The organism is Microcystis sp. LE19-84.1B, from assembly GCF_027531875.1.
GTDB lineage: Bacteria > Cyanobacteriota > Cyanobacteriia > Cyanobacteriales > Microcystaceae > Microcystis > Microcystis panniformis.
The window spans coordinates 1-12,509 of record NZ_JAPZSR010000139.1 but is presented as its reverse complement, the minus strand read 5'-3'; the positions used below and the strand labels follow the sequence as shown (position 1 = coordinate 12,509).

Annotated in this window: 9 protein-coding genes and 1 pseudogene; 6 read left to right on the top strand and 4 right to left on the bottom strand. The window is 43.8% G+C overall.

Annotated features, from left to right (window positions below):
* Positions 1 to 171 carry a hypothetical protein gene (locus O9324_RS08500; protein ID WP_287628103.1) on the top strand — a complete coding sequence of 57 codons (171 nt, stop codon included), beginning with the start codon at positions 1 to 3 and terminating at the stop codon, positions 169 to 171.
* Positions 172 to 190: 19 nt separating this feature from the next.
* Here the strand turns inward: O9324_RS08500 and O9324_RS08495 are convergent, their stop codons facing one another.
* Positions 191 to 1,699, bottom strand: coding sequence for a serine/threonine-protein kinase (locus O9324_RS08495; protein WP_288139954.1), 1,509 nt, complete (start codon positions 1,697 to 1,699; stop codon positions 191 to 193).
* Between the two features lie 661 nt (positions 1,700 to 2,360).
* Between O9324_RS08495 and cruF the strand changes: the two genes are divergently transcribed.
* Positions 2,361 to 3,275: a gamma-carotene 1'-hydroxylase CruF gene (cruF, locus tag O9324_RS08490; RefSeq protein WP_288139953.1), complete on the top strand. Its 915-nt coding sequence runs from the start codon at positions 2,361 to 2,363 to the stop codon at positions 3,273 to 3,275.
* Between the two features lies 1 nt (position 3,276).
* Entirely contained in the window at positions 3,277 to 4,467 is a 1,191-nt protein-coding gene (cruG, locus tag O9324_RS08485; RefSeq protein WP_288139952.1) for a 2'-O-glycosyltransferase CruG, read from the top strand.
* A 311-nt stretch (positions 4,468 to 4,778) separates the two neighbouring features.
* Here cruG and O9324_RS08480 read toward each other — a convergent pair whose 3' ends face one another.
* Positions 4,779 to 5,783, bottom strand: a complete 1,005-nt coding sequence (locus O9324_RS08480; RefSeq protein ID WP_287628107.1) for a glycoside hydrolase family 10-like protein — start codon at positions 5,781 to 5,783, stop codon at positions 4,779 to 4,781.
* Positions 5,784 to 6,180: 397 nt separating this feature from the next.
* Positions 6,181 to 6,615, bottom strand: coding sequence for a peroxiredoxin (locus tag O9324_RS08475; protein ID WP_002761836.1), 435 nt, complete (start codon positions 6,613 to 6,615; stop codon positions 6,181 to 6,183).
* A 197-nt stretch (positions 6,616 to 6,812) separates the two neighbouring features.
* On the opposite strand from O9324_RS08475, the gene O9324_RS08470 reads away from it, so the two are divergent.
* Together O9324_RS08470 and pta are read left to right on the top strand one after the other, a co-directional pair.
* Positions 6,813 to 8,609, top strand: coding sequence for an N-acetylmuramoyl-L-alanine amidase (locus O9324_RS08470; protein WP_288139951.1), 1,797 nt, complete (start codon positions 6,813 to 6,815; stop codon positions 8,607 to 8,609).
* A gap of 601 nt (positions 8,610 to 9,210) precedes the next feature.
* Positions 9,211 to 11,307 (top strand): phosphate acetyltransferase, encoded by a 2,097-nt coding sequence (pta, locus tag O9324_RS08465; protein WP_288139950.1) that lies wholly within the window; start codon positions 9,211 to 9,213, stop codon positions 11,305 to 11,307.
* Between the two features lie 235 nt (positions 11,308 to 11,542).
* On the opposite strand, the pseudogene O9324_RS08460 reads toward pta, so the two are convergent.
* A pseudogene (locus tag O9324_RS08460) lies at positions 11,543 to 11,749 on the bottom strand (IS200/IS605 family transposase); the annotation flags it as partial.
* A 168-nt stretch (positions 11,750 to 11,917) separates the two neighbouring features.
* On the opposite strand from O9324_RS08460, the gene O9324_RS08455 reads away from it, so the two are divergent.
* Positions 11,918 to 12,509, top strand: a 592-nt coding sequence (locus O9324_RS08455; RefSeq protein ID WP_288139949.1) for an RNA-guided endonuclease InsQ/TnpB family protein, incomplete at its 3' end; no start/stop codon positions are given.

The window sequence follows — 12,509 nt, the reverse complement described above, 5'->3', positions numbered from 1 at the left end:
GTGGAAAATCTCGATCGCCTGTTGGTTCGAGGCTGTAATTGGTTAAAAAACTATTTGATTGTCAATCCTCAAATGCTGGCTAAATTATCGACCTGCCAAACGCCTGAGCTCACCCAGCCTAGTGCGAGTATTTTAATGAAACAAAGCGAAGCCTTAGCTAGACAGGGTTAGTTAATACCCCCCTGATTTTTTAGGGCTGCCCGGCCAGTTCCGACTCTAATTTGGCTAGAATCTGGGGTTTAAGTTGCTCGAGTTTCTGTTTTAGCATCCGCTTGCTAATTTGCGAGCTGCCACCTTGGCCCGATTGACCATCGGTCAGCCATTGCTGCAAAATTTGGCGTTGATTGGCGGGAATATTAACGGTGATCACATTTTCACAGATGTTGCTGCCTTCGAGGGGGAAAAATAAAATCCAGTATTGACCGGCTTCGGCGAGGGTTTTGGTCATTTTTTGACCTTGGGGGGTTTTTAAGTCCAAATAACAAGGCAACCAGCGGGGGCTCCATTGACGATGATAGAGGACAGTAATCCAGAGAATCATCGGGTGAGGTGTGGGTAAAAAGAGGAATTGATTATAACGGACACTAGCAACCCGGACGGCGATATCTTCTCGATCCAACATTACCCATAAACCGGGAAAAACGCCGTCAGCAGCCTGGAGACAGCGTGAGAAGACAATTTTTTGGCGCGGTTTATCCTCGGGCCAACTGGACTTGAGACAGATATCCCTCGCATTAGCAGCAGAAACAATGGTTTGATTGAAATCAGGAGGGGTTTTGATTTTGCTGGTGTAATCATCGGTTTTTGTGGCTATTTCATTTTTGACTAGGGATTCAAGTCGTTCGAGACGTTGTAGTATATCTGTAACACTTGACGGGCGATCGCTGGGTGCTTTGGCCAAGCAGCGCAGGATTAACTGTTCTAATTCTGGCGGTAATTGCAAGCTAGAATTAAAGGAACGGGGTTCGGCGTAGTGGTGAACCTCATACCAACCGCCAAAGGAGGGATTATCGGGAAAAAGGGGCGTTTCTCCCGTGATCATCTCGTACATCACAATCCCGAAACTGTAGATATCGGAACGATGATCGAGTTCTTTACCTTCCATCTGTTCCGGGGAACAATAGGCTAAGGTTCCCATAAACGATTGGGTTTGGGATTCTCCCGATTGGATGAGTTTAGCGATGCCAAAATCGAGAATTTTCACCAATTCCCCTAATCCTGAGTCCTCAATCACCATAATATTGCTTGGTTTGATGTCCCGGTGAATAATCGGACACATCTCCCCTTGGAAGATAATACCCTTATGGGCGCATTCTAGGCCGAAACAAATCTGACGGGTGAGATTGAGAAAGCGCGGGAGGGGCAGCGGCTGATGTTTGATGATTTCACTCATGCTCTCCCCCGGCAAAAATTCCATGACGTAGAAGGGGACTTCCTTGTCATCTACACCATAATCACGAACTTTAACAATATGAATACTTTTTTCGCCTAAAAGTGCCGAAATAGTCGCCTCTCGCTCGAAGCGCTCACGCATTCTTTGGTTGAGGAGAGTTTGCGAGAGGAATTTCACGGCGACGGTTACGCCACCTAATAGTTTATCTTCTGCTCGATATACTTGTCCCATGGCGCCGCTACCGATCAACTCGACCAGTTGGTATCGATTGGCAAGTAAGCTACGATGTCTAGATTCTGCCGACATAGCTAGGCTACTGTGTTAATTATAGTGAGTCTGGTGGAGAGAGTTTTGGTTCTTCGTTACTTGGTCTGGTTCGAGCAGGGGGCATAAATCGACTAAATCCTTATCTGGCAAGAGACTTAATTGATTAGCTCGTTCTAGATCGAAAACAATTGGCAAAAATCGCAGCCATGTCTTTCTATATAAGGGTTTTATCCCTTATAACCGCCGTCCATTACATAACACAAACCGAAGAACCTTTTTTTCGGGCTAAAAGCATCATTTTTAACATATATTTATTTTCAGGCATTTTTAGTCATTGCCCCTTGCATAATTAATTTTTGGGGGTTGAAAAAATGAAAAAACTAAGTATAAAGTACCACAAAATCTCTAAATAGACAATTTGATTGATTATTATTCGTTCTTGATTCTCCTGACTTGAAAGAGGGTGTGGGGTGTGGGGTGTGGGGTGTGGGGTGTAGGGTGTGGGGAAGGAAACCTCTTTCATCTGTGGGGGTGAAAATTTTTTCATCGGGACTGCCTAGGGACTCCTAAACCACCACTACAGGAAACTCCCTAACCCCTGTAAAACTTTTTTGCCGAAAGTGACCGATCTGGGTAATAATTCTTTAATAAAGATTTGTAAACTTGAAAATGATTATCCTTTCGCAGTGCTAGAGATTTAATGAGACGACTAATTGCGATCGAAAAAGCTCTGCTCATCGGTCATATTGTATCGATGGCTTTTGGACTAGCGGGATTGTTGCTAGTTCTGCCCCATCCCGAATTTGTGGCCAATTTACCAGATTTTGGCAAAACCTTCTTTGCTTGGTCAATGGCCGGCGGGGGTGTGGTGTATATGGTGTTAGGAATGGCAGCCGTGGCTGTTTATGCCTATCGGACTCTAGGAGTGTGGCACTGGTTAGGATTCATGGTTCCCGCTATCAGTTTATCCCTTTGTAGCGAACTATTAGGAACCAGTACCGGCTTTCCTTTCGGTCATTATCGTTATCTTTCGGGCTTAGGTTACAAAATTGCAGGTTTAGTACCCTTTACTATCCCCCTATCTTGGTTTTATCTCGGTTTTAGTGCCTATATTATCGCTCGTGTTGGTTTATCCACTCTTGCTTTACCCCAATGGCTACAAAATCTAGGAGCGATCGCTATCGGGGGGGTATTATTAACTTCCTGGGATTTTGTCCTAGATCCGGCCATGAGTCAAACTACCATCCCCTTCTGGATTTGGGAACAACCGGGGGCTTTTTTTGGGATGCCCTATGAAAATTTTGCCGGTTGGTTTGGCACGGGTTGTGTTTTTATGACGGTGGCCACTTTAATCTGGCAAGTGCAACCGGTGAAACTGCCAAGTCAAGATTTAACCCTGCCTTTTGTGATGTATTTGGGTAATTTTGGCTTTGCTACGGTCATGAGTATGGGTGCTGGTATTTATCCGCCGATTTTCTTAGGATTACTCACCGGTATTCTGCCTTTAATACTCCTCTATAATCGCGCCAAGACTGTTGCTTCCGGGCAAACAGTGCCGACAAGCGAAGTAACAACCCTAAAAATCCCCGTTGTTTCGGTGAGAGGAGCCAAATAAGTTGTTAACTGAGATAATTCTCGGTGCATTCTGCCTGGGGCTACTGCTGTCTCAGGCTGTTGCCTTTTTTATCCTTCTTTCCCGTCTGCTAAAAGGAGCGCGTCGTCGTCCTCCCCTGACTCCCCAACCTCCCACCCCGGAGATGTTAGGGACGGTAAGCGTGATTGTGCCGACGTTAAACGAAGTGGCCAGGATTGACGGTTGTTTACAGGGATTGAGTCAACAGAGTTACGAAGTGCGAGAAATTCTGATTGTCGATAGCAATTCCCAAGATGGTACGCGGGAAAAAGTTAAAGAGATAGCGGCAAAAGACCCCCGCTTTCGCTTGAAAACCGATTATCCTTTGCCTCCTGATTGGGTAGGTCGTCCCTGGGCGTTACACAATGGTTTTTTGTTTAGTTCTCCTAAAAGTGACTGGATTTTGGGCATTGATGCCGATACGCAACCTCAGGCAAATTTAGTGGCTAGTTTGGTCAAAGCTGCGATCGCAGAAGGTTACGATTTAGTTTCCCTGTCGCCGCAATTTATCCTCTCCTATCCGGGAGAATGGTGGTTACAGCCGGCTTTATTGATGACTTTGCTCTATCGCTTTGATGCGGCCGGAGTGCGCGGGCAAGATCCCGAACGAGTCATGGCCAATGGTCAATGTTTTCTCTGCCGGCGGTCAGTTTTAGCGGCTTTAGACGGTTATAGCGGGGCAAAAGGTTCTTTTTGCGATGATGTCACCCTCGCCCGTCTAGCGGCAACGAAAGGCTATCGGGTGGGATTTCTCGATGGGGCGAAGTTAATTCGCGTGCGGATGTACGAAGGACTCAGGGAAACTTGGCGCGAATGGGGCAGATCTCTTGACCTCAAAGATGCCTCCTATCAGGGGCAATTATGGGGCGATTTAGCTTTATTAGCTCTTACTCAGGGATTACCGATAATTATCACACCTTTACTGCTCACAGCTTTGTTTTTTGGCTACGATTTCCTGAGTTTAAAAATTGTCTTGACTTTAAACCTGCTGCTGTTATTGATTCGTTTTGCCCTTTTATTGGCTGTTTCTCCTAGCTACTATCGCGGCGAAAAAGTCAATCTATCTTCAGGATTATTTTGGCTATCTCCCCTAGCAGATCCGCTGGCAGTTATCCGCATTTTTATCTCTGCTTTTACCCGTCCCCAAAGTTGGCGCGGTCGAGTGTATCAGTGAATTGGAAAATAAACATTGGGTGTATGAGGCTCCTCTAACGGTAGATTGATTCATGAATCAATCTACTATGAGAGCAAAAACCTGTACTCCCCTACTCCCTAGCTTACCTCATAAGCCATTAAGAGTAGCAAAAAAAAGAATTAGATTCGGAGAATGAATCAGCCCCAGTATTAAGGGTAGGGTTGATTCATGAATCAACCCTACTATGAATCAGCCCCATAGAAGGCAGGGGGAGATCGAAGGCAAAATCTATCTTCTATGTAATTAGAACCACTTACTTAGAACAGCCTTAATTATACTAGCCTTTTCACTTAAAACCGGGGAATATGATTAAAAAGATGACGCATGACCACAAATTCCCAACAAAATAACGAATAGCCATAACCCTGCTGCTCCACCGTCCTCATCTGAGCCTGTAAACCCTTTAAGGAAAAATCAGGATTCCAACCCGCGTATAAACCCACCCCCACCGGCACATACCGGGAAGCTGTCGCCAGTCCCGATCCCGAAAGACTTGCCGCCACCTGATTGGGAGTTTTCCGATAGATCTGTAGGACCACCTCATCCACAATCCCTTGACGCACCCAAGCCAACCAATTTTGATTATATTTATTCACCGCAAAAGAGTGAGGATTAGGCGAAAGACTCACCACCAACTTGGGATTAATCGCCTTGACATGATCGTGCAACTTGCGGGTTAAATTCGTTAAAGCTTGACTTTTATTGCCAAAAACACGGGGAACCGCCCAATGATCATCTAACTGAATCCCCGCCAAATCTTTTTCTTTTAAAATATCTTCCATATTGCCCAAAAGATAGGCTTGCACCTGCGGATTCGCTGGATCTAACCAGACATTCGTTTCCACCACCGTCTTCCCTGTGGGCGTTTTTAATAACCAATCCGGATGCTTTTTGGCAATGGGATCCTTAGGCGACAGCATCAAACCATACTCAAACCAAGCAAATGGCTTCAAACCCTGCCGTAAAGACTCCTTAACCGCTGCCCTCCAGGGATTGCTCAACGGCGGCACAAACAACCAATTCGTCGGACGTTGGGAAGTCGGATAAAGCGTTCCCCTCAACCCATAAACACTAAAATACACCCGATCATAACCCGATCGCGAAAGATGATTTAACACCTCATCTAAGGACGTAGTATGATGTAACAATATCGTGCCAATATTGGTTAACCAAACCCCCTTCATCTGCTCATTTTCCACTGCCTTTCGGGGAGCCGCTCGGTGAGTAACCAACAACAAAAAAGCCACTCCAGCAACAATCCCAAACCCCTTTAGGTACTTGCTAAACTTAACCATGATTGCCGATTAATCCCACCAAGATATTTGATAATAGCATTATTGTAGTCCGATTTTTGATATTCAGTTCCTCATCAGCAGGCCTTAAATAGGGCTTGCGGCAAAAATTAGGGGCGAAGCATTCGGATAGGAAATCTACGGTTTCAGCGATAGGTTATCGCCCGAATGCTTCGCCCCTACAGGACTCAAAACCTTGCACCTGTTTCGCAAGAAAAGCCCAAAACCCTTGCCTCGCCTACATTTCACATTTATTCAGCAAGCCCTATTTCGTTAGTTTAAGTTTATCAGGGTGATCAGACTAAATCCGGTTATTAAAAACTGATTATCAGTGAACTAAAAAATAGATACCGGGTGTATTAGGCCCCCCTAACACACCCAGAAAAGATTTTAGGAAAAATTAACCGACGACACAGAGAATATCCGATGCGTGACTAGCGGTATTCACTTTGTCATCCACATGGCTAATTTTGCCTTCTGCATCGATGATATAGGTGACGCGCTTAGAATAGCCACCCCCATCGACATCATAAGCTTTGGTGATAGCACCATCGGTATCTACGAGCAATTGGAAGGGTAAACCGTATTTTTCTTTAAATTGTGCATGGGAACCCTGGTCATCCCTGCTCACCCCGAAGACTACTATTTCCTTGTCTTGGTATTGTTCGTAGTTATCCCGGAAGCTTTGCGCTTGCTTGGTGCAGCCGGGGGTATCATCTTTGGGATAGAAGTATAAAACTACGACTTTACCTTGAAAATCCGACAGGGAAACGGTTTTTCCAGTATCGTCGGTGGTGGTAAAGTTCGGTGCGATTGTTCCAACGGTTAAAGCCATAACTCCGATTCCTTTACAAAAGTTAATCTATATTGATCATAAGGGATGAGGGTCAAAAACAGGGAGAGGGGAGAAGAAGTCAGAGCATTTGTACTGAATTTTCCCGATCAGTTTAAATACAGTACAGCTTAGAAGACGAACAACAAACCTTTAGAATTTGTCTTAGGATAATATTTGTCAGCTAAGAGGGGGATAATATGGGGACATTCTGGTTAAAAGTGAGAACTTTTGGGCAAAATATCTTAATTGGTTGGGGTTTAGTGCTATTAATCGGTTTTTATCACAGTATCAGCGCTAAATCTACCTCATTGATGATTGTTTATCCTCCCGATAATCATCAAACCACGGCCGCTAGAATCTTTTTTATTGGCTCTGCTCCTCCATCGGGTCAAGTTTTGCTCAATAATCAACCGATTCAACGCAGTGCTAAAGGATATTTTGCCCCTAGTTTTCCCCTAGAAGTTGGCGAAAATAATTTCACTATTCGCTATCAAAACCAAACTATTAATCGTCAAATAATTCGTCTAGATACTCAAGCAGTTATTCCCCAAGGATTAGCTTTTGCTGATAACTCTCTCAGTCCTGCTGTCCATAGGACGAGGTTAGTGGGGGAATGGATTTGTTTTAGTGCGATTGCCACTCCCCAAGCTCAGGTTTCTGTGCAGTTAGGAGATAAAATTCTGCCTCTTTTACCCCAACCTCAAACCACAAAACTGCCTAGTAATGCCGCAGTTTTAACTAATCTTAATCAAGCGAATTCCGAGGATAAAACTGGTTACTATCGAGGTTGTCAGCAGTTTAAGCAAGAGGCTAACTTAGGAAAACCTATTTTTACAGCACAATTAAATAATCGCTCGATTAGCCAACAAGGTCAAGGAGAAATTAACATTATTAGCGATCAAAATTTACCGGTGATTGAAATTATAGTTGCGGAAGGGGTAGCGCGCACGGGGCCGGGTAGTGATTATTCCCGTTTAACTCCTTTACCCCAAGGCACAAAAGCGAGAGTCACCGGGAAAGAAGGGGATTGGTTACGGTTAGATTATGGTGGTTGGATTTTAGAGCAAGAAACCCGTTTAATAGTTAATGAGGTCTTAGATAATGCTAATATTCGCGGTCTCTCTTCTCGAAGTATCAATCAAGCAACGGAAATTATTTTTCCCCTCTCCCATCCTGTACCCATCGCCGTGGCACAAGAGGATGATAAATTTATTTTGACCCTTTATAATACCATTGCCCAAACCGATACAATTTTTCTAGTGGATAATCCTTTAATCAGACGTTTAGATTGGCGACAAATTAACCCGACTACGATAGAATACACTTTTAATCTTAACCAAAAACAACAGTGGGGTTATAGTCTTCGTTACCCGGGGACAAATTTAATCTTAACCCTGCGTCATCCCCCGGAAAAAAGTGATAATTTACAGGGCAAAGTTATTTTATTAGATCCCGGACACGGAGGTAAAGAAACCGGTGCTGTCGGTCCGACGGGTTACACAGAAAAAGAGATTAATTTGCTTATGTCTAAATTAATTAAACGGGAGTTAGAAAAATTGGGGGCAACAGTTTATTTAACCAGAGAAACGGACATTGATTTATCCCTACCGGCACGGGTAGAGATGATTAATAATCTGCAACCAACCCTAGCAATATCAGTTCACTATAATGCTTTACCTGATGATGGAGATGCCTTAAATACTCAAGGAATTGGCATATTTTGGTATCATCCCCAAGCAGCGGATCTATCGGTTTTTCTCCACGATTATTTAACTAAAAATCTTAACCGTCCTTCCTATGGAGTATTTTGGAATAATTTAGCTTTAACTCGTCCCTATAGTAGTCCTTCATTGTTATTAGAGTTAGGATTTATGAGTAATCCTCAAGAATTTGAATGGATTACCGATACTCAGGCACAAAAACAATTAGCGCAAGTTTTAGCCGCCGGAATTAGCCAATGGTTTCAACAATCTGGGGTAATCGCTTCTAGTTAAAATTTAATGGCAATCCGAGGGAGATAAGCTTAAGTAGCTGGTTATAATTAAATTAAAAATGGATTTTAGGTTCGATCCCCCCTGCCCCCCTTGATAAAGGGGGTGCCGATAGGCGGGGGGATCCCCCCTGCCCCCCTTGATAAGGGGGGTGTCTGACAACTTTTAACGCCTACCTACTTAAATCTTTATGAAAAACCAAGCCTTAGCTGGAAAGCCGGTGATAGGATTTTCTGGAGTCTTTATTGTAATCTGAGGAAATTAAATCAAGTTCATGGAAAAAATGTTACCAGTGAACAGCAATCGGACAAAATAACTGCTAGATTACAAGGTATAGTCCATCACTCTCTGGTAGATATTCAAACAGCGATCGCTCTGTGAGAAAAATCTCTGGATTAGCCAACAACTAAAGATAGTTTACCTGAAAATTTCCCAACAATTCACGCCCTTATAGACAACTTGCTCGCAGCCCCCCTTATTAAGGGGGGATTAAGGGGGGATCAAAACCACCTTATTAAGGGGGGATTAAGGGGGGATCAATTGCCCACCTCAAGGTTGGGGTGAGTGAATTAAATTCCACCCTCGTTATTATTCTTCTCTACCCATGACTAACTCTTTATATATCAGCACGACGGCAACGGGAAGCGGTAAAGCGTTAGTAGCTTTAGGAATTATTGACTTAATTCTCCGCAAAACTAATAAAGTTGCTTTTTTCCAGCCAATTGTTCTCGACTGTTCCCAAGGTCATCGGGACGAAGACATTGACTTAATCCTCAATTATTTTAAATTAGAACAAACCTACGAAGAGGCCTTTGGTTTATGTTATGACGAAGTTAAGGATTTATTGGTACAACAAAAATTTGATGAAATCATCGAAAGAATTATCAAAAAGTTTAAAAACTTAGAAAAAAAATATGATTTTATCCTCTGTGAAGGTTCCGATTACCTGCAAGAAAATTCCGCCTTTGAATTTGAACTAAATACAGAAATTGCCAAAAATCTCGGCCATCCCATCTTAATATTAGGTAATGCCCACAATCGCAGTATCGAAGATGCCCTTAGTCCGATCCTGATTTCCTGCGACACCTACCAAGATAAAGGTTGTACGGTGATTGGGATTATTATCAATCAAGCTGAAGAGGAAAAAATAGGGGAATTACGGAAAACCCTGACTAAAATTTTTCCCCCCCAAGAATATGCTCTAGGAGTGATTCCCCACAATGCCAAACTGAGCAGCCCGCGAGTGGCAGAAATCGCCCAACAATTACAGGCAAAAGTTCTCTACGGACAGCAGAGATTAGACAGTTTAGCTAGTAACTTTCTGGTGGTGGCCATGCAGATGCAAAATGCCCTAGAGCGGTTAAAAGAAGATAGTTTAATTATCACCCCTTGGGATCGCGGCGATGTGATTATCGGGATGTTACAGGCCCACCAATCGGCCAATTATCCCCAATTAGCCGGTATAGTCTTAACAGCAGGTCATAACCTCAATCCTTCGATCGCCCGTTTAATTGAAGGTTTGCCCGATCCCTTACCGATTCTCTCCGTCACCACCGATACCTACACCACGGCCGAACGCATCCACCAAGTGCGGACCACCCTGACCTCGACCGACTACGATAAAATTAACCTCAGTCTGCAGCTTTTTCACAGTAACATCAATCTCGATCGCCTAGAAGCGCAAATTCACACTTTGCGGACCCAGGGGATTACCCCGAAGATGTTCACCTATAATCTCGTACAACAGGCCAAAGCGCAAAAACGGCACATCGTTTTGGCCGAGGGTACTGAACCGCGCATCCTCCAGGCAGCCACAGTTTTAATCGAACAGGATATCGTCGATTTAACCCTCTTGGGACAACCGGACGAGATCGAAATAGTGATTAAAAAACATGGTATCACTCTCGATCTCGATCGCCTGCAAATTATTAACCCCGTGGCTAGTCCCCATTTTGAAAGCTATGTGCAGACCCTCTACGAAGCGAGAAAAGCCAAGGGAATGAACCTCGATATGGCCCGGGATTATGCTCAGGATGTCTCCTATTTTGGCACTTTAATGGTGTATCAAGGCGATGCTGATGGTATGGTATCGGGGGCAGTGCATACAACTCAACACACGATTCGGCCTGCACTCCAGATTATCAAAACTAAGCCCGATTGTGCGATCGTCTCCTCGGTCTTTTTTATGTGTCTAGAGGATCGAGTCTTGGTCTATGGGGATTGTGCGGTGAATCCCGACCCCAGTGCCGAGGAATTAGCCGAAATCGCCCTATCTTCTGCCGAAACCGCCCAAAAATTCGGAATTGAACCGCGAATCGCCCTGCTTTCCTATTCTTCGGGTCAATCGGGCCAGGGAGAAGACGTGGAAAAAGTACGACGAGCGACCAAAATCGCTAGGGAAAAACGCCCCGATTTGAAGCTAGAAGGGCCGATTCAGTACGATGCGGCCGTGGATAAGGAAGTAGCTGCCCAAAAAATGCCGGGGTCAGAGGTGGCGGGCCAAGCGACGGTGTTTATTTTTCCTGACCTGAATACAGGTAATAATACTTATAAAGCCGTACAGCGGGAAACAAAAGCTTTAGCGATTGGTCCAATCCTACAGGGATTAAAAAAACCCGTCAATGATCTCAGTCGCGGTTGTACCGTTCCCGATATTATCAATACGGTGGTAATCACAGCCATTCAATCCCAATCTTTTTGAGTTATCAGTTAGAAAACGGGTTTCTCAAAAAAACCCTTTTTCTGGAATATGCTTATACCATTTCTCTAAATGAAAACTACACATCGAATTTAAGTCACCCTTTTTAAGGGGGATTTAGGGGGATTAAACTTCTGTAGTCAGACTTTGGAGAATTGGTATTATTTCCTCCCGACCGGGCCAGAGCGGGAATCAAAACTATCTCAATGGAGCGAGATGAATCGCGACCAGAATAAAACTAACGCGGTAGCGTTTCCACTTTCGGGGAGTTTTGGTTCTCGACGTATTTTTTTAGTTGTTCGACAGTAACGTCGCCACAACTAGCCACGAAATAAGCTCCCGTCCAAAAATAGGGTTTGTTGTCGAAATACTCGGCCGCCAAATACGGAAATTCTTGTCTAATTAAGCGACTACTAACTGTTTTAAGGTTAGCGATTAGTTTGGTCCATGATTGTAATTATAGCGTTTCCTGTTCGCAAGAGATACATTATCGATGGTGAAAAGCTTAATTAGCAAAGGTTAAACTGTGCCACACAGGTGTGAGAACCGCTATAGTTGATATCCTAGGCAGTAAGTGTTATAATTTAACTATACATCACGCTCACGAAAGACAGTGATAACGCTTACCTACCAGTACAAACTAAAGGTAAACAGACAACAGGAACAGGAGATAATCCACATTCTTGATGTTTGCAAAAGCGTTTATAATTACGCTCTTTCAGAACGGAAAGATTGGTTAAACTCTCGAAAGTGTCTTGCGGATCACTGTTCGCTAGTTTCCGAGTACATAATTCCTGCGGATGAACCCTATCCTAATTACTTCGTTCAAGCTAAAAATCTAACGGAAGCTAAAAAAGTTTACCCGATATTAAAGACGGTTAACGCTCAAGTTTTACAGCAAGTCTTAAAAACTTTAGATAAGGCGTTTAACCAGATGAAATCGAAAGGCTTCGGCTTTCCTAGATTTAAGAAAAAGATGCGGAGTTTTGTTTTTCCTGCGCTGTCAAAAAGCTTTCTAGGTGACGAATACTTAAATTTTCCACAATTGGGAAAAATTAGAATCAGGCAATCTAGAGAATACCCGTCTGGGTTCGAGCCTAAACAAGCTCGAATTATCCAAAAAGCGTCGGGATTTTACGTTTCGGTTTCCTTCCAATCTACGGAATTAGTTCCCGATATGACAGTGGGGAAAACCTGTTTAGGAA